23 protein-coding genes are annotated in these 25627 nt (G+C 53.1%); 12 read left to right on the plus strand and 11 right to left on the minus strand.

Features of this window, described 5'->3' with window-relative positions; all coding sequences use genetic code 11:
• The first annotated feature begins 308 nt into the window (after window positions 1-308).
• From INT21_RS00805 to INT21_RS00820, 4 genes are all read left to right on the plus strand, one after another.
• The gene (locus INT21_RS00805) at window positions 309-851 is read left to right on the plus strand and encodes a DinB family protein (protein ID WP_193068628.1); all 543 of its coding nucleotides are present in this window, start codon (window positions 309-311) and stop codon (window positions 849-851) included.
• 161 nt (window positions 852-1012) lie between these two features.
• Window positions 1013-1291, plus strand: a complete 279-nt coding sequence (locus tag INT21_RS00810) for a type II toxin-antitoxin system RelE/ParE family toxin (RefSeq protein WP_193068629.1) — start codon at window positions 1013-1015, stop codon at window positions 1289-1291.
• A complete protein-coding gene (locus INT21_RS00815; RefSeq protein WP_009722157.1) occupies window positions 1291-1584 on the plus strand; it encodes a HigA family addiction module antitoxin in 294 nt (97 codons plus the stop codon). The genes INT21_RS00810 and INT21_RS00815 overlap by 1 nt, the downstream gene beginning before the upstream one ends.
• A gap of 117 nt (window positions 1585-1701) precedes the next feature.
• On the plus strand, window positions 1702-2664 hold the full coding sequence (locus tag INT21_RS00820) for a ribonuclease Z (RefSeq protein WP_193068630.1): 963 nt from the start codon (window positions 1702-1704) through the stop codon (window positions 2662-2664).
• Between the two features lie 112 nt (window positions 2665-2776).
• Here the strand turns inward: INT21_RS00820 and INT21_RS00825 are convergent, their stop codons facing one another.
• Window positions 2777-3973 (minus strand): E22 family MetX-like putative esterase, encoded by a 1197-nt coding sequence (locus INT21_RS00825; protein WP_089039100.1) that lies wholly within the window; start codon window positions 3971-3973, stop codon window positions 2777-2779.
• A gap of 77 nt (window positions 3974-4050) precedes the next feature.
• Window positions 4051-5223, minus strand: coding sequence for a UbiH/UbiF/VisC/COQ6 family ubiquinone biosynthesis hydroxylase (locus tag INT21_RS00830; protein ID WP_193084740.1), 1173 nt, complete (start codon window positions 5221-5223; stop codon window positions 4051-4053).
• A gap of 115 nt (window positions 5224-5338) precedes the next feature.
• On the opposite strand from INT21_RS00830, the gene INT21_RS00835 reads away from it, so the two are divergent.
• The 5 genes from INT21_RS00835 to INT21_RS00855 all read left to right on the plus strand — a co-directional run bounded on the left by INT21_RS00835 (window position 5339) and on the right by INT21_RS00855 (window position 10250).
• A complete protein-coding gene (locus INT21_RS00835) occupies window positions 5339-6187 on the plus strand; it encodes an NAD-dependent protein deacetylase (protein ID WP_193068631.1) in 849 nt (282 codons plus the stop codon).
• 47 nt (window positions 6188-6234) lie between these two features.
• Entirely contained in the window at window positions 6235-7710 is a 1476-nt protein-coding gene (locus INT21_RS00840) for a protein adenylyltransferase SelO (protein WP_193068632.1), read from the plus strand.
• A 262-nt stretch (window positions 7711-7972) separates the two neighbouring features.
• Entirely contained in the window at window positions 7973-9019 is a 1047-nt protein-coding gene (dinB, locus tag INT21_RS00845) for a DNA polymerase IV (protein WP_193068633.1), read from the plus strand.
• A gap of 142 nt (window positions 9020-9161) precedes the next feature.
• Window positions 9162-9983 (plus strand): alpha/beta fold hydrolase, encoded by an 822-nt coding sequence (locus INT21_RS00850; RefSeq protein ID WP_193084741.1) that lies wholly within the window; start codon window positions 9162-9164, stop codon window positions 9981-9983.
• A gap of 18 nt (window positions 9984-10001) precedes the next feature.
• On the plus strand, window positions 10002-10250 hold the full coding sequence (locus INT21_RS00855; RefSeq protein WP_030069625.1) for a YkoF family thiamine/hydroxymethylpyrimidine-binding protein: 249 nt from the start codon (window positions 10002-10004) through the stop codon (window positions 10248-10250).
• 51 nt (window positions 10251-10301) lie between these two features.
• Here the strand turns inward: INT21_RS00855 and INT21_RS00860 are convergent, their stop codons facing one another.
• The 8 genes from INT21_RS00860 to csiR all read right to left on the minus strand — a co-directional run bounded on the left by INT21_RS00860 (window position 10302) and on the right by csiR (window position 19131).
• Window positions 10302-11606 (minus strand): TRAP transporter large permease, encoded by a 1305-nt coding sequence (locus INT21_RS00860; protein WP_193068635.1) that lies wholly within the window; start codon window positions 11604-11606, stop codon window positions 10302-10304.
• A gap of 24 nt (window positions 11607-11630) precedes the next feature.
• Complete coding sequence (locus tag INT21_RS00865) at window positions 11631-12143, minus strand: TRAP transporter small permease (RefSeq protein WP_193068636.1); 513 nt, start codon at window positions 12141-12143, stop codon at window positions 11631-11633.
• Window positions 12140-13159 carry a TRAP transporter substrate-binding protein gene (locus INT21_RS00870; protein WP_193068637.1) on the minus strand — a complete coding sequence of 340 codons (1020 nt, stop codon included), beginning with the start codon at window positions 13157-13159 and terminating at the stop codon, window positions 12140-12142. Before INT21_RS00870 ends, INT21_RS00865 begins: the two co-directional genes overlap by 4 nt.
• A gap of 234 nt (window positions 13160-13393) precedes the next feature.
• The gene (gene gabT, locus INT21_RS00875) at window positions 13394-14668 is read right to left on the minus strand and encodes a 4-aminobutyrate--2-oxoglutarate transaminase (protein ID WP_193084742.1); all 1275 of its coding nucleotides are present in this window, start codon (window positions 14666-14668) and stop codon (window positions 13394-13396) included.
• Between the two features lie 231 nt (window positions 14669-14899).
• Window positions 14900-15703 (minus strand): EAL domain-containing protein, encoded by an 804-nt coding sequence (locus INT21_RS00880; RefSeq protein WP_193068638.1) that lies wholly within the window; start codon window positions 15701-15703, stop codon window positions 14900-14902.
• A 239-nt stretch (window positions 15704-15942) separates the two neighbouring features.
• Window positions 15943-17157, minus strand: coding sequence for a CaiB/BaiF CoA transferase family protein (locus tag INT21_RS00885; protein WP_193068639.1), 1215 nt, complete (start codon window positions 17155-17157; stop codon window positions 15943-15945).
• Between the two features lie 22 nt (window positions 17158-17179).
• Complete coding sequence (locus INT21_RS00890) at window positions 17180-18358, minus strand: acyl-CoA dehydrogenase (RefSeq protein ID WP_083001338.1); 1179 nt, start codon at window positions 18356-18358, stop codon at window positions 17180-17182.
• A gap of 83 nt (window positions 18359-18441) precedes the next feature.
• Window positions 18442-19131, minus strand: a complete 690-nt coding sequence (gene csiR, locus INT21_RS00895; protein ID WP_089039091.1) for a DNA-binding transcriptional regulator CsiR — start codon at window positions 19129-19131, stop codon at window positions 18442-18444.
• Window positions 19132-19393: 262 nt separating this feature from the next.
• Here csiR and INT21_RS00900 point away from each other — a divergent pair, with 262 nt between their 5' ends.
• The 3 genes from INT21_RS00900 to INT21_RS00910 are packed head-to-tail and all read left to right on the plus strand — an operon-like array spanning window position 19394 to window position 22956.
• Window positions 19394-20353, plus strand: coding sequence for a TAXI family TRAP transporter solute-binding subunit (locus tag INT21_RS00900; protein WP_089039090.1), 960 nt, complete (start codon window positions 19394-19396; stop codon window positions 20351-20353).
• 44 nt (window positions 20354-20397) lie between these two features.
• Window positions 20398-20910: a DUF1850 domain-containing protein gene (locus INT21_RS00905; protein ID WP_089039089.1), complete on the plus strand. Its 513-nt coding sequence runs from the start codon at window positions 20398-20400 to the stop codon at window positions 20908-20910.
• 33 nt (window positions 20911-20943) lie between these two features.
• The gene (locus INT21_RS00910) at window positions 20944-22956 is read left to right on the plus strand and encodes a TRAP transporter permease (RefSeq protein WP_193068640.1); all 2013 of its coding nucleotides are present in this window, start codon (window positions 20944-20946) and stop codon (window positions 22954-22956) included.
• Between the two features lie 79 nt (window positions 22957-23035).
• On the opposite strand, the gene INT21_RS00915 is transcribed toward INT21_RS00910, so the two are convergent.
• Window positions 23036-25564, minus strand: coding sequence for a penicillin-binding protein 1A (locus INT21_RS00915; protein WP_193061524.1), 2529 nt, complete (start codon window positions 25562-25564; stop codon window positions 23036-23038).
• Window positions 25565-25627 lie beyond the last annotated feature (63 nt).

The raw sequence follows: 25627 nt of genomic DNA on the forward strand, positions 1-25627 counted from the left end.
CTGAGTGCGGTACTGGCTGAGGTACTATGAGAAATCCAGGCTAGAGGATTCTCGAACCTACAAACCATTTATTGAAACTTACACAGATGAAAAACTGGAGTGGGCTTCCACTGGCGCAGAGCATAGTTTTTGTAAGTTTCCACCGCAGGAAAAGTTTCCCGAATTGCTCCAAGAATATGCGCAAAAATAAGGACAAACACAGCAGCGATGAATAGGGTGTGGCACTAAACAATCAGCGATAGTGGAACGATTTAAACTTCGCTTCAATTGCCCGCTGAGCTGGGCGTTATACCTGAGAGGCACCTCGGATGAGCCTTAAAGATCACTTTGCAATGCTGGCTTCCTACAATCAGTGGATGAACTCAAAGGTTTATGAGGCTGCAGGCCACCTCTCCGCCGCTGATTTAGCCAAAGACCGTGGGGCCTTCTTCGGTTCCATCTTAGGAACCCTGAATCATATCCTCGTGGCTGACACTATCTGGCTCAAACGGTTTGCTACACATCCTTCCTGTGTGGCCCCTTTGCGCGAGGTCGCTGATCTTCCAAAGCCGACCAGGCTAGATCAGATTGCCTTTGAAGATTTTGGTCGTCTATCTGAACACCGACGCTGGTTGGATCAGCGAATTATTGATTGGGTAACCGAACTATCCGACGGTGACCTGGATGTCGTTCTCAGCTATCGCAATAGCAAAGGGATTCCTGCAAATAAACGATACTCGAGCTTGGTGCTTCATTTCTTTAATCATCAAACTCACCATCGTGGGCAAGTTTCTACTTTGCTATCTCAGGCGGGGGTGGATATCGGGGTTACTGACCTGTTGGTTCATATCCCAGAGGAAACCCATGTATAGCCAGGTATGTACTGACGAATCCTAGAGCGATTCCCTACACTGGAAAAATTAGATTATCGCTACTCTAAATCCCGAAAGGGTAAGTTGTTGGCTCGGGTTCGGGTAATTCAAATAATATAAGCCTGCTTGTTGCGCGGTGCGCAACAAGCTATGATGTGTTTATGATTAAATCATTCCGCCACAAGGGACTCAAGCGCTTCTACGCTAGTGGTAGCACCTCTGGTATACAGGCGGATCATGCCAAGAAATTGCGTATGCAGCTTGCCGCTCTGGACACGGCCGTGTCAGTAGAAGATATGGATATCCCTGGTTTTAGGCTCCACCCTTTGAAGGGGAGAGACACAGCGCGGTGGTCAATTTGGATCAACGGAAATTGGCGCATGACGTTCGAATTTCGAGATGGCAATGCGTACATTCTTGATTATGAGGATTATCACTAATGACGATGCATAATCCGCCGCATCCCGGCGAATTTATTCGGGAAGTGTACCTAGAACCTTTTGGTATCAGCTCCCGTCAGCTTGCTTCCAACTTGGGCGTTTCACCATCCACCTTGTCACGGTTGCTTAAAGGGGATAGTGGCATTAGCCCCGAAATGTCTTTGCGCTTGTCGAAGGTTCTCGGACGTACCCCGGAGAGCTGGCTATCAATGCAGGACATGTACGACCTATGGATGGCTCGCAGCACAATTAATTTGGACGACCTGCAGCCATTGGATTTTGAGGCCGCTTAGCGATTGCGACTGTTGTCGTTGGCATCCTGTCGTAAAAAGCTGAGCAACCAAACTTATTGGAAATCTGTATGCCGCCAGACTAGGTTCAGGTTTCTAAAGAGAAAGCACGGACGCGATATGAACCTACTCTTCCTCGGCACTTCCGCTGGTGTGCCCACCAAACAAAGAAATGTCTCCGGGATCGCCTTGCGTGAAAGCAAAGGGAAGGGCTGGTACCTGGTTGATTGTGGTGAGGGCACCCAGCATCAGGTCTTGCGTACCAAGCTGTCGTTCCATTCGTTGAAAGCCATCTTGATTACCCATGTGCATGGCGACCACTGCTACGGGCTGCCGGGCATTTTGGCGAGTGCCGCCATGGGTGGCCGGAAAGCGCCACTGACCATTGTTGCGCCCGCAGGTATCAAAACTTGGTTGGCGGAAACCTGTGAGGTGACGCAGCTATGCTTACCTTTTGCCTTGGAGTTTATCGCCTCAGACGACCTGCCAAGCGTTGAGTTTGAGAACATCGCGGTTGAGACATTCAGCCTTTCACATCGGGTGGCGTCTTATGCCTATGCGTTTACGGAGCGAAAGGTTGATGCTGCCCTGGACATGGAAAAGCTAGCGCAAAAGGGGATTCCAAGAGGGCCGTTGTGGGGGCAGTTAAAGCAAGGGGTTGATATTGAGTTTGCAGGTGAGCCGTTAAGAAGCCATGACTATTTAATCTTCAAGAACACGCCCAGGAAAGTAGTGATCGCTGGGGATAATGATCAACCTGACTTATTGAACGAGGCGTGTGCAGAGGCGCAGGTGCTGGTGCATGAGGCCACCTATACCGAAGAGATGGCTGAGAAGGTCGGTGATGTGGGGCATAGCTACGCCAAGCTTGTCGCAGCTTTTGCCGAATCGATAAAGCTACCTAATTTGGTGCTGACACACTTCAGCCCTCGTTATCAGTTAGGTGCCCATGCATCGCCGTCCATTGAGGACATTCGCAAAGAAGCTGAGGGCGCCTATTCCGGCTCGCTTTTCTTGGCGCGGGATTTTGGCGAATACAGCTTGGAAAAAACGGGTTACTTTTCTGAGATGGTGGGCGAGTAGTTTTTCCGCGCGTGTATCAGTAGTGATACCGAAACTGGGCGATTAGCAACGCTTCGTAGTCTTCAAGCACTGGCTTCCAGGGAAGCCAGTGCTCACTTCGTTATTTCAAAAGCTATTTCAAAAACTCCCGCAGCGTTTCGCTGGCTTGGTCGATGGAGACGACGCCATCTAAATGACCGCGGTTGCCTTCCAGGGTTTCAAGCGTCACTTCGGTGCCGTCGGCTTCTATCAGCTCGGCAGTGCGGCGCACGCCTTCGGGGGCGAAGACGAGGTCGTTTTCGCTATACAGCATCAGCGTCGGGGCGTCGATGGCAGCCAGTCCTTCTTCTAGTGAATCACCGTGGCCCGCCATAAAGAGCTGGTTGGCGCGAACCAAGTACAGCAGATGGTTGGCATCGGAAAGCTCGGCGCGGGCGGCGGCGACATCATCCAGCGTTTGCTCAATGGCGTAGCGAGCGTTGATATCTTGAGCGGGGTCGCGCTCTTCGTCGGCCCAATCGCGGTTGAAGGTTTCGTTGGCCCACTGCCAGTGATTGGCGTTGAGGGTGACGATCTTGAGCGCTTCTTTAAGGCCATCGGTGGGTGGCTCGCCATCGTAGTAGTCGCCCTCATTCCAGTTGGCGTCTAAGCGGATGGGCGCCGCCCAAGCGCTAAGCGTTGCCAGCAACCAGGGGTCGGTAACGCCGCCACCGATAACGGGAATCAACCTATCCACTTTGTCAGGGTAAGCACTGGCCCATTCAAACGCTTGAAGCGCCCCCATCGAGGCACCCATGACCGCGTGTAGCGACTCAATGCCCTGGCTCTCTAACAACGCACGCTGTACCTCGACAAAGTCACGGATCGTTACCACAGGAAAATCCATTCCCCACGGTTCGCCGGTGTCTGGATTAATAGAGGCGGGGCCAGTGGTGGTGACATTGGGGTCGTGGGCGTTGAGATTCACCAGCGTATCGGACGCAATAATGTAGTACTCGTCGGTATCCAGTGGCTTACCGGGGCCGATGATGGCATCCCAATAGCCGGTTGGCTCGCCATCCGGGTCATAACGACCTGCTGCATTGCTGGTGCCAGAAAAGAAATGGGTAATTAAAATGGCATTGTCACGAGCGTCGTTTAATTCACCGTAGGCTTCCCAGCCCACCGCAAGTTCGGGAATCATCTCGCCGCCTTGAGTGGTGAAGTCTTGCATCTCGAAGGTTTGCTTTTCGACGACGCCATCCCAGGCCAGTAGCGGTGATGCTGCAAGTAATCCGAGGCTGGTAACTGTCACCACGGTTAATAAAGAGTGTCGTTGCTTGAGAACCATACGCCTTCCTTAAATGAGGGATTGTTATGATTATTGTTGGCAACGGCTGCGTTGCCACCCTCATAGCGTAGTCGGCTTTAGCGCATTTTAAATGGGTTTAGCCCGTTAGCTTGTTGCATCATCATGCGTTTGGCGAGCGGTACGCGTTCGGCAAGATGTAGGCTGAGATCACCCAGCTGGCGTAGCGGTTTTGCACCGGTAAACAAGTGATGGAAGCTGTCGGTGGCGGCAATCATGGCTTGGTTGGCCAAGCGGCGCTGGCATTCGAAGCGGTGCAGGCTGATAGAGTCACCTGGGTCGCGGCTCTTGATGACCAGCTCTGCCAGTGTGTCGGCATCGTGCAGGCCAATATTCAGCCCTTGCCCTGCCAGCGGATGCACCACGTGGGCGGCATCGCCAATCAGGGCTAAGCGCTTACCGATATAGCGTTTGGCGTGCTGGCGCCTAATTGGAAAGCTCGCCTTTGCGACCACACGGGTTAGCTTGCCTAGCCGCTTGGGAAAGGCTGTTTCAACGGTCGTTTTTAGGGCGTCGTTGGAGAGCTGTTCACGGGCTTTGGTGGCTTCGTCGCTGTCATACCACACCAACGATGCACGATGGCCTGGTAAGGGAAGCATGGCAATCGGGCCGGTGGGGGTGAAGCACTGCCAGCTAATATCCTGTTGGGGTAGCTCGGTTTCCACGTTAATAATCATCGCCCGCTGATGGTAGTCGTAGCTACTAACGGCAATGCCAGCAAGTTCTCGTAGCGTCGAATGCGCACCATCTGCGCCAACAATCAAACGGGCGCTTAAGGTTTTGCCGTTATCTAGCTCCAGCATGCGGCCGGTGCTGGCCGCCATGGTGCTGAGCGGTGCGCACTGGGTGTAGCAGGTCACGCTGGGAAGATTCTCTAAACGTTGCCACAACGCATATTGTAGAGTGCGGTTTTCGATAAAAATGCCGAAGTCGTCCATGCCGCTGTCTTGGGCAGAAAACAGCGAATGGCCGGAGCCATCCTGGTTGGCGACATCAATATGGCGAAACGGGCAGCAGCGCTCTTCGGGAAGCACGGTGCCGCTCGCTTTTACAAACGCCAGCGAACGGGCATTAAGTGAGGAGATACGCAGGTCATAATCGCCGCTAAGCGGGGTGGGGGCGCTGCCGCGTTCTACCAGCCCAACCGACATGCCGGTATGGCCTAAACGGGCCGCTAGCGCGGCACCCACCATGCCACCGCCGACAATGATAATCTCGTGATCCCACTGCATGAGACACTCCTTACGTTGAATAACGAGGGCATATTGCATACCCCTTTATTGTCATACAGTATCGGTTACTTGTCGCAGTGTTGCATAGGGTGATCCATTGACGCAGGCCGTGGAAATGACAGATAGCATCGCGCAGGCGGGGGAGGCGCTGGCGGAGTTTATTGAGCGCCACCCTAAACTGTGGGTGATTACTGGCGCGGGAGTAAGCACCGACAGCGGCATTCCTGATTACCGCGATGCCGATGGGCAGTGGAAGCGACCGCCACCGGTACAGCATGGCGATTTTATGGCCTCACTTGCCGTACGCCAGCGCTATTGGGCGCAGGCGTTGATCGGCTTCAAAGCCATGCGTGAAGCCCAAGTGAGCGGTGCGCATAAGGCGTTGGCGGCGCTTGAAAGCATGGGCCACGTGGAGCTGCTGGTGACACAGAACGTAGACCGTCTGCATCAGCGGGCGGGTTCCAGCAAGGTCATTGATCTGCATGGACGAGCAGACGTGGTGGCGTGCATGACATGCGGTTATCAACTTATGCGTCACGCCATGCACAGCGAAATGGCCAGGATGAACCCGCGTTTTGCAGCGCTAGATGCCCACCATGCGCCCGACGGCGATGCGGATTTAGAAACTGATTTTTCGACGTTTAAGGTGCTGGATTGCCCGCGCTGCCAAGGCATCTTAAAGCCCCAGGTTGTTTATTACGGCGATGTGGTGCCGCCAGCGCGGCGCTTGGCTGCCCAAGCAGGGCTGCAAAATGCCGATGCCGTACTGGCTGTGGGCACCTCGTTGATGGTGTATTCCGGCTACCGCTTCTGCCGTGATGCCCACGCCATGGGTTTGCCGGTGGCCTCGCTGTCGTTGGGCGTCACTCGCGCCGATGCGCTATTAACCCACCAGTGGCGTGCGCCGTTAACGCCAGTGTTAGAGCATGCTGTCGGTTGTTTGCAGCAGCGTTTACTTGACTAAAGTGCTAGGGTATTAGGCAACGATTGTCACCAACAGCGGAGTCGCCCGTGCTGTCATTTGAACACCAGTTTGCAACGCTTCCCGAGCCACTGTGGATGGCCTGCCAGCCCACGCCAGTGAGCCAGCCCACGCTGATTGCATTTAATCAGCGCCTGGCAGAAACGCTGGGGTTTAAGACAGGGCTGAAGAGTAAGCCTGATGATGCCACCCTTGCCCAGTGGTTTAGTGGCAACCAACTACCGCCGGGCGCAGAGCCACGGGCGCTGGGTTACGCTGGGCATCAGTTTGGTAACTTTGTACCGCAGCTGGGCGATGGCCGCGCATTGTTACTGGGGGAGGTCGTCGACCAGAATGGCATACGGCGCGACGTGCAGCTCAAGGGCAGCGGGCGCACGCCATTTTCCCGTGGTGGTGATGGTCGTTCGCCGCTGGGGCCGGTGCTGCGGGAGTATCTGGTCAGTGAATTTATGGCTGCAATGGGCGTACCCACTACCCGTGCGTTAGCCGCCGTTTCTACCGGCGAGCGAGTCGTGCGCCAACTGCCTGAGCCCGGCGCAGTCTTTACCCGCGTGGCAAGCAGTCATATTCGTGTGGGCACCTTTCAATTTGCTGCGGTACGCAGAGATGAAGCTGCCCTGAAAGCGCTGGCCGACCATGTGATTGAGCGCCACTATCCCGATGCCGCTAGTGCAGATGATCCTTATTTAGCCTTGTTAGAGGCGGTGGTTGCTCGCCAAGCAGCGCTGGTGGCGCGGTGGATGAGCCTTGGGTTTATTCATGGCGTGATGAATACTGACAACTGCAGCATTGCCGGAGAAACCATTGATTACGGCCCCTGTGCCTTTATGGAGCAGTTTGACCCGCAAAAAGTCTACAGCTCGATTGATCAAGGCAAGCGCTATGCCTTTGATAACCAGCCCGCCATTGCTCAATGGAACCTAGCCCGCTTTGCCGAAACGCTGCTGCCGCTGATGCGCGAAGAGGGCGATACCGTCGTCGAGCAGGCCACCGATATCATCCGCCGCTTTGGGCCACTGTTTGATACCGAGCAGCGCCGCCTGCATGCAGATAAGCTCGGCCTTGCAGCAGACAGCGACCAAGCGGTAACGCTAATGGAAGCGCTGGAAAGCCAGATGCACCAGGGGCGGATGGATATGACCGCCACCTTTGATGCGCTGACGCATTACGCCAGCACTGCAAGTGAAACGCACAAGGAAGCACTGCTGGCGCTGACGACTCAGCCGAATGAGTTGGCGGCATGGCTAGATAAGTGGCAAGCCGCACAGGTTGCCAGCCAAGACAGCAAGCGCTTAGCTGCTATGCGGCGTGCTAATCCGGTTGTTATTCCCCGCAATCACCGCATTCAGGAAGTTATTGATGCGGCTTATGAAGGCGATTTTACGCCGTTTCACAGCTTACTTGCGGTGGTCACCCAGCCCTTTGATGAATCCGCAGAAGCACGCCGCCTTGCAGCCCCCGCAACGGAAAACGAGCAGGTACTAAGAACGTTTTGCGGTACTTGATTTACCCAAGCTGAAAAGTAAGCCATCACGGCGGTAATAGCTCATAGCGGGGGTCTTTCGCCATGGCCGGAAAACAGTTCCCGACTTTTCCGGCATTCCCGCCATCCTTGGCGGTCAGATGGCGAAAGTAGCGCCCACGGACGGGGTCACAGCGCCCCCGCGAAGAGCTGTTCCGCCTAGCACATCAGTGATGTCATTGCTCACATCGCTCTTGTGGTAAACTGTGATTATTTACAGGTAGGGGCGGAGGCAAGGGCAACCTGTGCGCAAAATTATTCATTGCGACTGTGACTGCTTCTACGCAGCGGTTGAAATGCGCGACAACCCAGCGCTTAACGATGTGCCTATTGCGATAGGTGGCAGCGTTGAGCAGCGCGGGGTTGTCGCTACCTGTAACTACCCCGCCCGCGAATTTGGCATCCACTCGGCCATGCCCATGGCGCAGGCACTCAAACGCTGCCCACATTTGACCGTGATCCGCGGTGATATGGCCAAATACAAAGCGGTGGCGCGTCAAGTGTTTGCGATTTATCGCGATGTGACCGAACTGATTGAACCGCTCTCGCTAGATGAAGCCTTTTTAGACGTTACTGATGTTTCCCTGTGCAACGGCAGCGCCACCCGCATGGCCGAAGCGATTCGCCAACGAGTAAAGCGGGAAGTAGGCATTACCGTCTCGGCAGGCGTCGCGCCCAATAAGTTTCTTGCCAAAATTGCCAGCGACTGGCGCAAGCCCGATGGTCTGTTTGTGATCACGCCGAACGATATCGATGGCTTTGTGCAGCAACTGCCGGTCAAGAAAATCCACGGGGTAGGGCCGCGCACGGCTGAAAAATTGGCGGGGTTGGGTATTCAAACCTGCGCAGATTTGCGGGCTCGTCCGCTCACTGAGCTGGTCGAACAGTTTGGCCGCTTCGGGCATCGGCTGTTCGAGCTTAGCTTTGGGCGCGACGAGCGACCAGTGAAAACTCATCGTGAGCGGAAATCGATCAGCACCGAGCAAACTTACTCCCAGGACTTACCCACCCTGGAAGCCTGTCGCCAACAGATACCCGGTCTTCTCAACGACTTAGAGCAGCGCTATGCCAGACTAGACCCCGCGCCCGCCGTGCGCGGGTTAATGGTAAAGATAAAATTCAATGACTTTACCCAAACGACAGTGGAGCACGCCGACCCCGCACCCAACCAGGAGCAATTCGAATCCCTGCTGACTATTGGTTGGGCACGAGGGGAGAAGCCAGTTCGGCTACTAGGCGTGGGCTACCGCTTGGCAGAAGAAGCCACCGTCCAGCAACTCTCGCTGTTTTAATTAGCCTGTTAATACTTATGTCGATTGACGCTCATACAAAGGCGCGTTAAAACAGACGTATGATAGTTTGTCTACTTGCTAGCTAGTTAGCGTGGGTGCTCTGCCACGCTACTTTCCTGTCTTCCTACCTTGCGAGCTAACCATGTCTGCCCATGCCACCCAACGCCCTCGTTTAGTGTTTGCCCATGCGAATGGCTTTCCTGGCTTAAGCTATCGCACGCTGCTGGAACCACTGGCAGAGTCGTTTGACCTCCATCCGCTAGATCGATTGGGTCATCACCCGGATTACCCGGTGAACCATAACTGGGGCAATTTAGTCGATGAACTGTTGAGCTACTTGCCGGTTACAGACGCGCCGTTATTGGGTGTTGGTCACTCGTTAGGCGGTACGCTGATGGCCATGGCGGCAGATAAACAGCCAGAACGCTTCTGCGGCGTCATTATGCTTGACCCGCCGTTGATGCTGGGGCCGGATGCCTGGGTGATGAAAGCGGCGAAGCGATTTGGTTTTATGGACCGCATCACCCCCGCTGGTAAAACCCAGGGGCGGCGCAGTGTGTGGCCTAGCCGAGAAGCAATGGCTGACTCGCTGCGCCGCCGTGGGTTATTTCGCCGCTTTACCCCAGAGGCATTGAACGACTACATTGAAGCAGGCACGCGCTTGCTGGATGACGGTAGCGCTGAGCTAACCTTCGATCCAGGTATTGAGGTAGAGATATTTCGCCATCTGCCGGATCACCTGTCGGGATTGCCACGTCGCGTCGGTGTGCCAATCCATCTGGTAGCAGGGCAGGAGTCGCATTTACTCACCCCCACACGGGTCAAGCGGCTTCAGCGTCGTGGGTTAGCTATCAGCGAGGTTCCTGGTACTCACATGTTCCCTATGGAACATCCTGATGAAACGCGGGCGGCCATACTGGCGGCATGGCAGCGCTTTTCACAGGGAGCCAGTAAGCGCGCATAAAGCGTATAAGGAGGCAGGATGTATCTTTCCGTACAGCTAAGCTATTACCCGCTGGCCGATGATTTTAAGCCAGTGGTGAAAGACGTGGTAAAACGTTTGGAAGCGACAGGATTAGAAGTTCACCCTAATCGAATGAGTACCCAAGTGTTCGGAGAATTCGATGCGGTGATGGCCGCTTTAAGCGATGTCATGAAGTGGTCGTTCGAGACTCACGGCAAAGCGGTCTTTACGGCTAATTTCCTCGAAGGCGACCGACGTCCGCGTTAAAGCAACGCCGCCCGATTGGATCGGGCGGCATTTTTTAACAGCTACCTGCACTTAACCGGCCATGACGCTGGGCAACCATAGAGCTATTTGTGGCCAGATACTGACAAGCAGTGCAGCTACACACATGAGCAGGAAAAATGGTAGCGAAGCCCATGCCACGCGGCTGATACTTTCGCCTGTCAGGCTTTGCAGCACAAAGAGATTGAAACCGACGGGCGGCGTAATTTGTCCAAGCTCAATCATGATAATCAGGAAGATACCGAACCAGATGGGGTCAAATCCCGCTAGCAAGACAATCGGCAGCGTGATTGGCAGGCTCATCACGGTAATCGAAATGCCATCCAGGAACAGCCCCAGCACGATATAGAAAATGGCCAGGGCAAACAGCAGCACCATGGGGCTGAAGTCCTGCTCGGCAATCCATCCGGCCAACTCACGCGGCAGGTGTAGATACCCCATCGCCGTGGATAAAAGCGTGGCCGCGATGAGAAGGCTACAGACCATAATCGACGTTATTAGCGTTCCACGAAATGCATCAACAAACAGCCTGATGTTTAACTGTCTTTCAAACCCTAATAGCAGCAAAGTGGCGCCGACACCCACCGCTGCCGCCTCTGAAGGCGTTGCAATACCGCTATAGATTGATCCAATCACGATGGAGATCAGCACCAATATGGGCAGCAGCAATACAAAGGACTGCCAGATCGTCTGATCAGATATCACACTCTTCGGTGCTAATGATGGCGCCATCCATGATCTGAAGCCGATATAGCAGCTGTATAGAAAGGCTATCAACAGCCCGGGCACCACGCCCGCCATAAACAGCTGACTGATGGATACTTCGGCCTGAACACCATAGACGATCATCACAATCGATGGTGGTATCAATAGACCCAGGCTACCGGCACCCGCTAATGAGCCAATGGATAGGTTTCTGTCGTAGCCTCTCTGTTTCAGCTCTTGCGTGGTAATTTTACCAATCGTGGCCGTTGTCGCCGCACTTGAACCGCTCACCGCCGCAAACAGGGTGCAACCCAAAACATTGGTATGCAGAATTCCGCCAGGCAAGTGGCTGGTAATCGGCACCAAACCCTTAAACAGGCGCTCAGAGATATTGGAGCGAAATATCAATTCTCCCATGAGAATAAACAGGGGAATCGCAGATAACTCCCAGCTATTGCTAGCTCGGTATAAAATTCGCGATAAAATCAGGCCAATGCGGTCTGCACTGAAATCTCCAAACAGCCAGAGAGAGCCAATGGAAACTGCCAGCATGGCGGCAAAAATCCATGTCCCCATGGTCAGTAAGAAAAGCAGCAGAAACGCAACGCCGATAGCCGTCCAAAAAATGTCCATGAGTCACTTCCCATCAGTTAAATCTTATTCAGCTACAGGCAAGTACTGAGAGCGCAGCATCAGTATTTTCAAGGCTCTGACAAGAAGCGAAAAAGAGATCAGCCACATGCCAATCAGTATGGCGCCTTCAGGTATCCAGATAGGCGTTTCCGCGAGTGTTTCACTGACCACACCGCGGCTAAAGCTTCGCTGAACATTCTGAAACCAGAACGTAGATATCCATAAAAAGCAGCTGGCAGTTAATAGGCTACTGAAAAACTCAAGCGGCCACCGCCTATTTACCGGGATCCGCTCAAGTAACAGGGAGACTCTGATAAGCCCTCCTTTTTCAAGCACATAAGGAAGGCCCAGAAAAGACATGGTGGCGACTGCATAGCCAATATACTCATCCAGGATATAGGTGGAGTGGCCAAAAAATCTCAGTGCTATCTCCAGCAGAATATGCCCCAGCATGTAAACAATCAGCATGATAGCAATCACTGCACCGATCCTATTAAGCAGCATGGAGATACGCTCCATGCCTTTTAGCAAGATCATTGCTGGCCTCTGAACTCAGTCAAAATTGACTGACCCATATCACCGGTGTTTTCAAGCCAGTTCTCAACAACGCTGGTGGATGCTTCAGAGAGGGCATTCAGCAAATCAGCTGAGACGGGGTCACTGATAGCTACGTCATGCTCGCCAAGCGTCTGGTAGTTTTCTTCGGTACGGACCTCAACCGCCGCCCAGTTATGCTGGTCGGTCAGGTTGGCTGCTTCAAGAAGGGCTTGTTGCTGTTCAGCGCTCAATGAATCAAATACGGCCTTATTCATATGGACCATATTAAGCGGAATGGCATATTGAACCGCTGAAAAATGATCTTGATGTTCCCAGAAACTGCCGTTGGCGCCGGCTTCTGCCGAGGTTAATACCGCGCTGATGCCGCCGGTCGCCAACTGCGGCACCACATCGCCCCAGGACAGACTCACAGGGGAAGCTCCCACGTTGCGAAAGGTCTCCGTTCCATTGCGATCAAAGGTACGGATTTTCAAATTTTCAAGATCGCTCTGATTGGCTATTGCTGTTTTTGACCAGATACCGCTGGGTGGCCAGGGAGATGCATAGAGTAATATTTGATCATTATCTTCAAATACCTCTTCATAGTAGGGTTTAGCTATTTCATATAGGCGCCGTGCATCTTCGATGTCTTCTACAATAAACGGTAAGGAAGAGAGCAGAAAAATAGAATCGATCCCGCTCATGGTGCCCGATAATGTATCGGCTATATCAACGGCTCCATCGGCGACAGCATAAAAGTGGTCACCTGAGTTAAAACCTAATGCTCCCCCCGTATGCAGCGTAATACCTATATCGCCATCTGTTAGCTCTTTTACTTTATCAATAAAGTAAGCATCTCCCTGAGCATGTATTGACGTAGCGTTATATTCATTAGAAAAATCCATATTGATTGACTGTGCATAGGAGTAGCCGCTAACCAGCAACATACCTAACACCATGGACGCTTTACTGACCGGTTTAAAACTGCTGTTTTTCATAGTAGTTTTAGAAATCATGCAATCTTCCCCACTGTTTATTATTGAAGATATTTCTTAAACTACAGTCATTGACCAGCCAACTATTTCTAATAGCGACGAGAAGGGACTGAATAGCGACAGGGCGGTTGAAATCGGTCTGGGAGGGGGGGGCTTTGGCTTGTGCTGGTTCTTGCACTGGTTCTTGCACTACGTATACAAGAAATAGTCAAACGCCGCCCGATTGGGCGGCGTCTATGTTGGCGCTACTAACTGCTAAACCAGCGATTCCAAACAAGATTCGATAATATCCAGCCCTTCGTTGAGGACGCTGTCTTCAATCGTGACAGGCATCAAAAAGCGAATCGTATTGCCGTACATGCCGCAGGAGAGCAGGATCAACCCTTCCTCACGGGCTTTCTTACACAGCGCTGCGGCAAGTTCTGGATTGGGCGTGCGATCCGTTTTGTTCGAGACCAGCTCAAATGCCGCCATAGCGCCCATGTTGCGCACATGATCAATGCAGTCGAACTTGGTCTGCCACTCGCCAAAACGCGCTGCTAGCTTTTCACCCAGCGCTCGGCTTTTCTCAAGAATATTTTCCTCTTCGAAGACTTCCAACACGGCCAGTGCAGCGGCGCAGGCGGTAGGGCTGCCGGTATAGGTGCCGCCCAGAGAGTTGGGGCCTGAGGCGTCCATGACCTTGTCGGTGCCGACAATCGCAGAGATTGGCATACCGTCAGCCATACTTTTCGCCATGGTCATGATGTCCGGCTCAACGCCGCTGTGTTCAATGGCGAACATTTTGCCGGTTCGGCCAAAGCCAGACTGCACTTCGTCGATGATCATCAGCATGCCATGCTCATCGCAAATTTCGCGGATCTTCTCCAGGAAACTTTTAGATGCAGGATAGAAGCCGCCTTCGCCAAGCACCGGCTCCAAGACAATCGCGGCGGTGTCTTTTGGGTTGGCGTCGGTTTTCAGGGTCATTTTCAGACCACGAAGGGCTTCGTCTTCGCTGACGCCGTGGTAGGGCACCGGATAAGGCGCGCGGAAGACCGTGCCTGGCATCGGGCCAAAATCGGTTTGATAGGGAGCTACTTTGCCGTTCATGGCCATGGTGTAGAACGTTCGGCCGTGATAACCACCGTCAAAACAAATGACGTTAGAGCGGCCGGTGGCAGCGCGGGCAATTTTAACGGCATTTTCCAACGCTTCTGCACCGGAGTTAGCCAGCATTACTTTGGCGTGGCCGCGAACCGGTACGAGGTGGCTAAGTTTTTCAGCAACTTTTACATAGCCTTCATAAGGCATCACTGTTTGGCAGGTGTGCATGAGCTTATCCAGCTGGGCTTTCACCGCAGCAACCACTTTAGGATGGCGATGCCCTACGTTCAAAACGCCAATACCGCCCGCGAAGTCGATAAAGCGGTTGCCGTCGGCGTCCCAGATCTCAGCATTCTCAGCGCGATCTGCAAAAGCAGTGGCGGGGCTGGCGGCGCCCGCTGCGACATACTTCTGCTTCAGTTCGTTTAGCTCGGCGTTGCTCATGGCTCAACTCCTTTGGGTGTTGGATGGTGCCTGTGAGAAATGTGCAGTGTCACTGTTTATGTGACAGGTTCGGTCGTCATTGTTTCAAATTCGTTATATAGAGGGGTAATGGGTAGTAGGTGACAGACAGCAAGTGACAGACAGTCGTTAAAAGACGCTGATTAAAAGATAGTAGTTAATGGGGAGTAGTTAAAAGACAATCGGTAATAGTCAGTAGGTAACAGGTCTGCATCAGTAGCTTGATGCTTCTAAGCCTGCGCACACCTCTTCTCTTAAGTCTAATAATTGTGAGGTTAGGTCTGGGCCTAAGGAATTAATAGCCGGCTTGGCGTAGAAAAAGCCTTGTTGACGAACAATGCCCGCCCGCGCTAGCCATAATGCTTCTTCGCGTGTTTCTACTACTTCGGCAATGAGCGTCATGTTCAACTCTTTAGCTAGCAAAATGATGGAGTTGAGCAGCGCTTGGCGACGCGTATCATGGTCACAGTTCATCACCAGCTCGCGGTCGATTTTGAGTTTGTCCGGTGTTAGGTCAGTCAACAGATCTAGGTTGGCATAGCCATTGCCAAAGTCATCAAGGGCTGTTTTAAAGCCCATCTCGCGATAGGCTTCGATGATATTGCGCAGGTGCTGGCGGTCACGTACGCGTTCGGTTTCAGTGATTTCAAAAATTAGCCGCTCCATTGGCCATCCAACGCGTCGAGAAATATCAAGCGTTGCTTGAATGCAGGCTTCCGGTTCGTAGACAGCATTGGGTAAAAAGTTGATTGATAACGCCGTTGGCATATTCAAAGCGCTTGCCATCTCAATCGCTTTAACGCGACAAGCTTGATCAAACCGATACAGTAGGCCGTCAGTCACCTGAGAGATAACGCTCCAGGCAGATTCGCCATTAATCCCTCTGACAAGCGCCTCATGTGTCACCACGCGAGCAAGTGACACGTCTACAATCGGTTGAAAGGCCATAGTGAAATCAAAAGGAAGGTCCCCCTCGCATCGTTTGCAGCTACCGTCTACCCGTGCGCAGTGACCCATGAAATCCCCCTATAGCAGTGCGCCAAGTTACTCGCTGGCCAATTTACGTTAGCCATTGCCGGTTAATTTAAAATTTTTTTTAACTATCTAATCATAGACGAAGTCAGTTTAGTCGCTTGTGAGCTTTTCGTATAGGTTTTGTATAGAAATTGACAGGTGCGCCGAACCGACAAAAAAGCGCCCAGGCGGGCGCTAAGATGAATCGTTAAGTAGATATGAAAAAGGGAGAATAACGAGCGTTAAATAATGCCAGCTTGTTGCAGTGCGTGGCGCTGTTCGCTGGTAATGCCAAGCTCGTCAAGCACCTGCTGTGTGTGCTCACCCAGTGAGGGTGGGGGAGTCTGGGCGCTGATAGACTCGCCGTTGATACGGATAGGATTTGCGACTAAATCGACGTGACCGGCTTGGCTGTGGGGAAGCGTTTGCTTCAAGCCACGTGCTTTGACATGGGGATCGTCGAAGACGCGATCCAAGGTGTTGATTGGCCCGCTAGGCACACTGGCGGCTTCAAAGGCAGCCAGCCATTCATCAGTTTTCTGCGTTAGTAATACGGCTTCCAGTAGAGGAGCCAATACAGTGCGGTACTGCACCCGTGCGCCGTTGGTGGCGAACCTTGGGTCCAGCGGCAACGTTGGCTGATCGATCACTTGGCAGAAACGCTTAAACTGCTCGTCATTACCGACGGCAACAATCATATGGCCATCGGCAGTGGCAAATGCTTGGTAGGGAACGATATTGGGATGTGCATTCCCCAGCCGCTGAGGTACTTGACCGGAGGTTAAGTAGTTGAGCGCCTGGTTCGCCAGTACGCCCACCTGCACGTCCATCAACGCCATATCAATATGACATCCAACGTTGCTATCGCGGCGCTGGTAAAGCGCTGCCAGAACGGCATTGGCGGCATATAGGCCGGTGAAAATATCGGTAAAGGCAACGCCGATTTTGACGGGGCCACCGCCGGGCTCATGATCAGGCTTGCCAGTCAGGCTCATAATGCCGCCCATTGCCTGAATCATGAAGTCGTAACCGGCGCGGTGTGCGTAAGGGCTTTCCTGGCCAAAGCCGGTGATTGAACAGTAGATAAGCCGAGGATTCAGTGCCTTCAGGCTCTCATAGTCCAGACCGTACTTTTTCAAACCGCCCACTTTGAAGTTTTCAAGTAACACATCGGAGGTGGCGACGAGCTGCTTAATCAATGCCTGGCCTTCAGGCTTGGCCATATCGACGGTGACCGAGCGCTTGCCTCGGTTGGCGCAGAGGTAGTAGGCCGACTCTGAACTGCCAGAGAGCCATGGAGGGCCCCAGTGGCGAGTATCATCTCCGCTGACGGGGCGCTCTACCTTGATCACATCAGCCCCCATGTCTGCGAGCATTTGCCCGCACCACGGGCCAGCCAGTACACGTGAAATATCGAGTACTTTGATGCCTGCTAGTGGCTTGGCTGCTGTGCTCATTAGGTGCCTCACTTGTCGCTATTTAGAAAAATGCCTGAATACCGGTCTGGGCACGACCCAAGATTAAGGCGTGTACATCGTGAGTGCCTTCGTAGGTGTTTACTGATTCCAAGTTCACCATATGGCGAATAACGCCGTACTCATCGGAAACGCCGTTGCCGCCGTGCATGTCGCGAGACTGGCGAGCGATATCCAGCGCTTTACCGCAGTTATTGCGTTTGATGAGTGAGACCATCTCCGGTGCCCAATTGCCGCTATCCATCAGGCGACCTACCTGTAGCGCTGCCTGTAAGCCCAGGGTGATCTCGGTTTGCATGTCTGCGAGTTTCTTCTGGATCAACTGATTTGCAGCCAGCGGGCGGCCAAACTGTTTGCGGTCTAAGGTGTATTGGCGTGCGGCATGCCAACAGAACTCGGCGGTGCCCATAACGCCCCAGGCAATGCCATAACGCGCTTTATTCAAGCAACCGAAGGGACCTTTTAAACCGCTAACGTTAGGCAATAGGTTTTCTTCAGGGACAAAGGCATTGTCCAGTACGATTTCACCGGTGATGGAGGCGCGAAGTGACACTTTGCCTTCAATTTTGGGTGTGCTGAAGCCTTCGGTACCGCGCTCAACAATAAAGCCTTTGATTTGATTGTCGTGGGCGGCGGACTTTGCCCAAACCACCGCAATATCGGCAATCGGGCTGTTGGTAATCCACATTTTTGCACCGGTTAAGCGGTAGCCGCCGTCAACTTTTTCTGCTCGAGTGATCATTGAACCAGGATCTGAGCCATGGTCAGGTTCGGTTAAACCAAAACAGCCGACCATTTCTCCGCTGGCGAGCTTAGGTAAATATTTATGCTTCTGCTCTTCAGAGCCATAGGCTTCAATCGGATACATCACCAGTGATGACTGTACGCTCATGGCTGAGCGGTAGCCTGAATCAACGCGCTCTACTTCGCGGGCAATGAGTCCGTAGGCCACATGATTCACGCCTGAGCCGCCATATTCCGGGGCGACGGTTGCACCCAGCAGGCCAAGCTCACCCATCTCGCTCATGATCTCACGATCAAAGCGCTCTTCACGAAAAGCACTCAGCACGCGTGGCTGCAGGTTTTCCTGGCAGTAGTCGTGAGCTGCATCACGAATTTGGCGCTCTTCATCGGTGAGTTGGTGTTCGAGCAGCAGCGGGTCGTCCCAGTTGAAACGGGTCATGGCGTGAACTCCTACGTAGTCATTTTGATACGATCCAATGTATCGTCGTTTTATTGAAATATCTACATTTTAAAATAAACAATTTAATTGATCCCTCGTTCCTCGAGAACACGGGTAATAATCGGGACCGGTGTCATTAAGTGATCACGCATGAGGTTGGCCGCTTGCTCTGTATCACGAGCCAGGATGACGTCTACCAAGGCGGCATGCTCTTGTCTTTTGATTTCAAGTGCCTGGGGGGACATCACCGTTTCCTGCAACCACAGGTGGCGGTAGCGTTCTACCTGATCAAACAGCGTGTCGCGCATCTGTAACAGGTGTGGCGAGTTGCAGCCGCTAGCAATGGCGGTATGAAATGCCTTATGGCGCAAATCCCAGCCATCAAGCAGCTCATCGGGGGAGCTGACCTCGGTCACTTTAGCTAGCCGATGAGCGGTGGCGAGGACGTTGGCTTCCCAGTCGTCGTCGCCGCGCTCAATGGCCAGGCGCAAAATCAAGCCTTCTAACTGAGCGCGTGCGTCGTAAATATCGTTCAGCTCGGCCAGCGACATGGGGGCAACGCGATAGCCACGTTGGCTAATCGCAATCACCAAGCGGTCGGCAACTAATTGGGAAAGCGCTTCGCGTAGAGGGCCGGTACTGGCGCCGTAATACTCCTTGAGGCGGCTCATTAAAAGCTTCTCTTCAGGCGCATAACGGCCGCGAATGATGTCGTGCTTCAGGGCGCGATAGGCACTGATGGCTAGGTTCGGGCGCGGCGCATCGTGCTCCATGATATCTCCTTAGGCCAACGTTGGACGTGGCGATCTGCATTAACTAATCGCTATTATCAATAAATTCTAGACATTTAGCACAGGTAACGACATTTATACGGATGCCATCGGCGAATAGCGTTGCATTAGCATCTCACGCTAAAGCCGTGCTAACGTCATTGCACCGCGTTTGCTTGCCGTTTACGGTAACCAGAGGCTGGGACTTCACACCTCCTTATCGTCAACCATACTTATAAGTCCAAACAGGACGGAGGAAGCGCTTATGCGAACTCTAAAATATACAGTGGCAGCATCCTTGTTGGCTGTTGCACTTCCAGCCAGTGCGCAACAGCTTTCAATCGCGACCGGCGGTACCGGCGGGGTTTATTATCCGATCGGCGGTGGCTTCGCTGAAATGATTAATAACCATATTGAAGGCGCTCAGGCGACTGCTGAGGTTACTGGTGCCTCAGTTGAAAATATGGGGCTGATTATGCGTGGCGACGCCGATTTGGCGCTAGCGCTGGCAGACACGGTTTATCAGGCTTATAACGGCAGCGGCGACTTTGACGGTCGTCAGATTGAAAATACCCGTGCTCTGGCCTCTGTTTACCCGAATGCGGTGCAGTTGGTAACACTGGCTGAGTCGGATATCGAGACCATTGCTGACCTGGCCGGGAAGCGTGTTTCCGTGGGTGCACCAGGCAGTGGCACCGAGCTAAATGCGCGTGCCGTTTTGGAAGCCAACGGCATTAGTTATGAAGATTTTACCCCTCAGCGGCTTAATTTTAACGAAACCGCAGATGCCATTCGTGATGGTGATATCGACGCCGGTTTCTGGAGCGTTGGTCCTCCCACCAGTTCTATTCTTAACCTTGCCGCTACCCGTGATATCCGCTTAATTGGCCTCTCCGATGAAGAAGTTGCCAATGCACAGGAAGCGGAGGCAGTGTTCGCCCCCTACGAGCTGGCAGCGGGTATGTATGACGGTATGGACGAGTCTGTTCAGACTATCGGTGTTCCTAACGTCTTGGTGGTGAATTCTGATATGGACGAAGAGCTTGCTTACCAACTGACTCAGCTACTGTTTGAAAACACCGATGAGCTGATTGCTGTTCACCCGGCCGCCAACGACACCACCATTGAGTTCACCATGAACTCTACGCCTGTGCCGTTGCACCCGGGGGCAATTCGCTACTTTGAAGAAGTAGGAGCGGATATTCCTGATCGTCTGCGCCCTTAACGGTTAAAGGGTCTTGCCATAGACATTGCCATAAGGATATTGCCATGCAGTGGCAACAACGACTGATGGCGCTACTTTTTGCATGTCTACCGCTCACCGAAGTGGGGGCTTCCCCCGCTTCGGTGAATGCGTCTATGCGTTTAGCTGTAGTGACTGAACAAGGCGATGTTCTAGTGGATGCGCTGGTGCCTTCAGAAGGCCGCTGGTGTATCCAGTGGCGACACTCTGTTGAGCACTTTACGGTACTGGATTGTTATCGTAATGCGGCAGGCGTTATGCAACTTGAGCGTAGTCATCAACCAGACTTTGCCGCAGGGCTTGGTCATATCTTTGGCCGTGGGGAACAAGTCTCAGATGGTGAGGGCGGTTATTGGATTAATGCTATTAATGAGCCCGTAGCAAATAACCGTTATGCATTAAGAGTCGGTTCTCCTGCCGTCAATCACCAAGTGGTGTGGCCGAATGGTGAGCATTCACCGGTGAGTTTAAGTGAGTACGCAGCCGGGCAACGTGTGATTATCCAATTATTATCACCTAGCACCGCTCCGCGTGAATAAAAACGATAGTAGTTAACGCTTCCGAGGACGTTCATGAACGAATCCACTCCACCGCCGGTTGTGATGCCCGGCGCGAATGCGATGCAGCCCCGCATGGTTCTGTGGTGTATCACCGTGGTTGCGGTGGGGCTTTCACTCTTCCAGCTCTATTCTGCTGGTATCCAGCCCCTTGGGCTTTTCTATCAGCGCAGTATTCACTTAGCGTTGATTATGTTGCTGGCATTTTTGATGTTTCCTGTGTTTGGGCCAACGCGCAAACGTGGAGTGCTGGGGTGGGGCATTGATCTAATTTTCTTCGCTGGGGCTTTGACTACCGGTGGCTATCTGGTGCTCTTTTTAGATGAGATTATCAATCGAGCCGGCTTCTGGAGTGACACCGATATTTTAGTGGCCTGTATTGCGACGGTTACCGTGTTGGAAGCAAGCCGTCGAGCCGTTGGGTTTGGCATGACGGTGATCGGCCTGCTTGCCATTATCTACGCATTTGCAGGACCTAGGGGTGAACTGCCATGGCTAGGCGAATGGATGCCCGGCATTTTAGAGCATCGTGGCTATACCTTGGAGCGCGTCGCAGGGCAGCTCTATTTAGGACAAGAAGGCATCTTTGGTTTGCCTTTGGGAGTTGCGGCGACCTACATCTTTATATTCGTACTCTTTGGTGCCTTTTTGGAAAGCACTGGCGCTGGCAAGTTTTTTATTGATATGGCCTATGCTGCCACTGGCCGCCAGCGGGGCGGCCCTGCGAAAGCTGCCGTGCTGGCTTCAGCCGGTATGGGCTCTATTTCGGGTAGTGCGATTGCCAACGTGGTGACCACCGGGGCATTTACCATTCCGCTGATGAAAAAGCTGGGCTATCAGCCAAAGCAGGCGGGAGGAATAGAAGCAGCCGCCTCTACCGGTGGGCAAATTATGCCGCCTTTAATGGGGGCGGGGGCATTTTTAATTGCGGAATATACCAATACGCCCTATTTGGAAATCGTTAAAGTCAGCATTCTTCCAGCGATTATGTACTTTGCAACGGTGTATCTATTTGTCCATATCATTGCATTGAAGCAGGGAATGCAGGGATTGGCGAAAAGTGAGCTTCCGCAAATGCGCCAAGTCATGAAAGATGGCTGGCACTTCCTGCTTCCTCTAGCGGTGCTAGTGTGGCTGCTTGCGATGAGTATGTCGCCAATGCGCGTGGGGTATTACGCCGTCGTCACCATCATCGCTGTGGCGGTTCTTCGCTATGCGCTTTGGTACTTCTTTATTGCTCCCAAGCAAGGTCAGCCGGTAACCATGAGCCGTACCAAAGGCGTGGTGTGGGCGGGGCTAGTTAAGTTGGTTCAGGGATTGGAGCTGGGTGCGCGGAATGCCGTTGCGGTTTCTATGGCTTGTGCCGTGGCGGGGATTATTGTCGGCGTTGTGGGCCTGACAGGGCTAGGATTGAAGTTTTCCTCAATGATGCTGGCTTTTTCTGGCGGCAACCTAGTGTTGGCGTTGGTGATGGTGTTGCTGGCAAGCTTGATTTTGGGGATGGGGCTGCCAGTTACCGCGAGCTATATTGTCTTGATTGTGCTGGTGGGCCCAGCGTTGACCGCTGAATTTGGAGTGCCGCTACTGATTGCTCACTTAGTGGTGTTCTGGTACTCCCAAGACTCCAATGTGACACCGCCGATTGCCCTGGCCGGTTTTGCGGGGGCAGCAATTGCAGGCAGTAAACCCATGGAGACTGGCTTCCAAGCTTGGAAATTTGCCAAAGGTCTCTATTTAATTCCGCTATTTATGGTGTTTAATCCAGAAATCATTGTTGGTGGCCCCGTGCCAGTGGTGGTTTGGAATGCGCTGATTGCTATTCTGGCGCTGTGTGCATTTGCTGCCGCGCTTGAAGGTTATCTGTTTACCAAAATGTCTTGGTTACCGCGTTTGGCGATTGGCGCTGCTATTTTCGGGGTTTTCTACCCAAATCTACTAACGGAAATTGCTGGCGTGGTGGTGATGATTGCCGCGATTGGTGCCAACTGGTTTGCCAGCAAGCGAGAACGTCTGCCGATGGACGGCTAATCGCAGGGCGTTAATGTGAGCCATAAAAAAAGCCCGGAGACCTTATGGTCTCCGGGCTTTTGCTTTGTGCAGGTACGGCTTAGAAAATGGACTCTGCGGTACCAGACCCCTGCGAGCCACTAGCTTCTTCCAGTTCACGACTAATGCGACGTTGCTGGTAGCCGGGAAGATGGTCACGGTGGAAGAGCTCAGAAATGCCCCCTGACTGACCATCCGCCAAGCGGTATCCGGTGGAGGGGTCTACCCGTGCGCTAACAACAGTATCCGGGCGTTCGGGGATCGCTGATGGGGTGCCTTCTAGTGCATCGCCCATAAAGTCAACCCAGATAGGTAGTGCTGCGTTAGAGCCATATTCAGCGGTGGACTCATTGCTATCTTTTCCTACCCATACTGTGGTCACTAAGTCGCTGTTAAAGCCTGCGAACCAGGCATCACGCTGGTTATTGGTGGTACCCGTTTTGCCGACGATATCGTCGCGGTTCAGGCTAAGAGCACCACGACCGGTGCCAGACGTAATGACGTCACGCAGCATGTCGCGCAGAATATAGACAGCAGCAGGGTCAGCGACCCGAGCAGCTACTGGGTACTCCTTGCCGTCGATTTCAACTGTTTCCTGCCCCTCAGCGCAGCTAGGGCAGGCAACCTGAGGCGTTGCTTCATCCACAAGTTCCTCATCATCGTTACGCGTGACGCGTTCAATAAACCATGGCGCGACCTGAAAACCACCGTTGGCAAGAACGGAATACGCGTTGGTCATTTCCAGGGGCGTTAAACTGGCGCTGCCCAAGGCGAGTGACAGCCCGCGTGGTAGGCGGTCGGGGGAGAAGCCAAATCCTTCTAGGTAGCGAATAGTATGGTCCAATCCCGTAGCTTGAAGCACACGGATGGTGACCAAGTTACGCGAACGAGCAAGCGCTGTTCGCAAGCGCATCGGGCCTAGGAAATCACGGCTTGAATTGACTGGGCGCCATAATGAATTACTACCGTCATCTAGTACGACGGGGGAATCATTGACCACGCTTGCTGCGTTCATACCGCCATCTTCTAGGGCAGCAAGATAGATGAACGGTTTAAAGATGGAGCCGGATTGACGCTGGGCCTGGATGGCACGGTTGAACTTACTGGCATTAAAATCAAACCCGCCTTGTAAGGCTAAAATAGCGCCAGTGCGTGGATCTTGTGCAACCAAGGAACCTTCGGCGTCGGGGCGCTGCGACAAGCGTAGCGATCCATCTTCGTTTTCAATCACGCGGACTAAGTCGCCGCGAACAGCAATTTGATCTGCGCTACTTGGTTCGGCACCACGACTGCGTGGGCTCAAATAGGGGCGTGCCCAGTTTAGGCCGCTCCAGGCAATCGTTTGCAGTTCGCCACCGCGAGTAAGTACCTGCATTTCACGGCCACTGCTCTCAACCACAATCGCAGGCTGAAGCAGGCCATAGTTGGGCGTGCGCTCTAATACCTGCAGCCAGTTGCTGACGTCACCATCGACACCCTCAACTTGTGTTTGGCTACGCTCAGCTGCTTGGCGAGCGGTTTGACGAATTTCCGGTGATTCTGAAAGTTCCTCTTCAAGCCCTTGAGTAGCGGTTTGCTCTTGAGCTTCTACCAAGCTGGCTGCGATATCTTGCTGTTCTGAGCCTCGCCAGCCATGGCGAAGGTCGTAAGCCAGCAGGCCATTTGCTAATGCTTGGTGAGCATAGGGCTGCATTTCGCTATCAATCGTGGTGTAAATTCGGTAGCCACCGGTATACGCCTTATCTCCAAATCGTTCGATAGCATATTGGCGAGCCATTTCTGAAACATAAGCCGCGTCTACTTCGGTTTGGGTGTAGTGCCGGCGGGCTGTCACCGGCTCCTGCACAGCCGCTAGATAAGCATCATTATCAATATGTCCTAGCTCGCGCATGCGGAACAGAATCCAGTTGCGGCGAATAAGCGAGCGTTCTGAATTAGCCAGTGGGTTAAAGGCTGAGGGTGCTTTAGGCAGTCCCGCGATCATTGCCGTTTGAGCCAGCGTTAATTCAGCCAATGGCTTGTCATAATAAGTTTCTGATGCGGCTGCGATGCCATAGGCGCGATGACCGAGAAATATCTTGTTGACGTAGAGCTCGAAGATTTCATCTTTATCAAGAATCTGCTCCATTTGTAGGGCAAGCAGAATCTCGCGAATTTTCCGCGTGAATGTCTGGTCAAGCGTCAACATATAGTTACGCGCAACCTGCATGGTAATGGTCGAGCCGCCAGACTGAATGGAGCCGCCACTCTGGATCAGTTCAACCGCCGCCCTGGCGATACCACGAGGATCAACGCCTGCATGATCAAAGTAACTGGCATCTTCCGCTGCGATCAGTGCGTTGATCATATCCTGTGGGATATCAGCGAAGTCGACGGGCATACGGCGCTCTTCGCCAAATTCACCAATGAGTTTGCCATCATTGGTGAAGATGCGAAGCGGTGTATGTAGCTCGAAATCTTGCAGCTGGCGCACATCAGGCAGGCCAGGGGAAAAATAGATAGCGGCGCCCACCACTGCCAACACGGTGGCGCCAATGAGCGCAACGATTAGCGAAAAAAGTGACAGGATGAGGGTTCGAAAAAACGTCATGAACAGAGTGCACCCGTGAAAAGGAGAATAGACACGGTAACTAAACGACCGTATCACGCAATT

Origin of the sequence: Halomonas sp. 3F2F (assembly GCF_014897805.1) — a bacterium.
Taxonomy (GTDB): Bacteria; Pseudomonadota; Gammaproteobacteria; order Pseudomonadales; family Halomonadaceae; genus Vreelandella.

Bases quoted from the DNA above. Each gene is read 5' to 3' on its own strand.
- INT21_RS00825 (WP_089039100.1), bottom strand. From the start codon at position 3,973: ATGGTTCTCAAGCAACGACACTCTTTATTAACCGTGGTGACAGTTACC.
- INT21_RS00850 (WP_193084741.1), top strand. From the start codon at position 9,162: ATGTCTGCCCATGCCACCCAACGCCCTCGTTTAGTGTTTGCCCATGCG.
- INT21_RS00860 (WP_193068635.1), bottom strand. From the start codon at position 11,606: ATGGACATTTTTTGGACGGCTATCGGCGTTGCGTTTCTGCTGCTTTTC.
- INT21_RS00880 (WP_193068638.1), bottom strand. From the start codon at position 15,703: ATGGGTCACTGCGCACGGGTAGACGGTAGCTGCAAACGATGCGAGGGG.
- INT21_RS00810 (WP_193068629.1), top strand. From the start codon at position 1,013: ATGATTAAATCATTCCGCCACAAGGGACTCAAGCGCTTCTACGCTAGT.
- csiR (WP_089039091.1), bottom strand. From the start codon at position 19,131: ATGGAGCACGATGCGCCGCGCCCGAACCTAGCCATCAGTGCCTATCGC.
- INT21_RS00865 (WP_193068636.1), bottom strand. From the start codon at position 12,143: ATGATCTTGCTAAAAGGCATGGAGCGTATCTCCATGCTGCTTAATAGG.
- INT21_RS00905 (WP_089039089.1), top strand. From the start codon at position 20,398: ATGCAGTGGCAACAACGACTGATGGCGCTACTTTTTGCATGTCTACCG.
- INT21_RS00915 (WP_193061524.1), bottom strand. From the start codon at position 25,564: ATGACGTTTTTTCGAACCCTCATCCTGTCACTTTTTTCGCTAATCGTT.
- INT21_RS00870 (WP_193068637.1), bottom strand. From the start codon at position 13,159: ATGATTTCTAAAACTACTATGAAAAACAGCAGTTTTAAACCGGTCAGT.
- INT21_RS00830 (WP_193084740.1), bottom strand. From the start codon at position 5,223: ATGCAGTGGGATCACGAGATTATCATTGTCGGCGGTGGCATGGTGGGT.
- INT21_RS00910 (WP_193068640.1), top strand. From the start codon at position 20,944: ATGAACGAATCCACTCCACCGCCGGTTGTGATGCCCGGCGCGAATGCG.
- INT21_RS00885 (WP_193068639.1), bottom strand. From the start codon at position 17,157: ATGAGCACAGCAGCCAAGCCACTAGCAGGCATCAAAGTACTCGATATT.
- INT21_RS00815 (WP_009722157.1), top strand. From the start codon at position 1,291: ATGACGATGCATAATCCGCCGCATCCCGGCGAATTTATTCGGGAAGTG.
- INT21_RS00835 (WP_193068631.1), top strand. From the start codon at position 5,339: ATGACAGATAGCATCGCGCAGGCGGGGGAGGCGCTGGCGGAGTTTATT.
- INT21_RS00805 (WP_193068628.1), top strand. From the start codon at position 309: ATGAGCCTTAAAGATCACTTTGCAATGCTGGCTTCCTACAATCAGTGG.
- gabT (WP_193084742.1), bottom strand. From the start codon at position 14,668: ATGAGCAACGCCGAGCTAAACGAACTGAAGCAGAAGTATGTCGCAGCG.
- INT21_RS00855 (WP_030069625.1), top strand. From the start codon at position 10,002: ATGTATCTTTCCGTACAGCTAAGCTATTACCCGCTGGCCGATGATTTT.
- INT21_RS00890 (WP_083001338.1), bottom strand. From the start codon at position 18,358: ATGACCCGTTTCAACTGGGACGACCCGCTGCTGCTCGAACACCAACTC.
- INT21_RS00900 (WP_089039090.1), top strand. From the start codon at position 19,394: ATGCGAACTCTAAAATATACAGTGGCAGCATCCTTGTTGGCTGTTGCA.
- INT21_RS00820 (WP_193068630.1), top strand. From the start codon at position 1,702: ATGAACCTACTCTTCCTCGGCACTTCCGCTGGTGTGCCCACCAAACAA.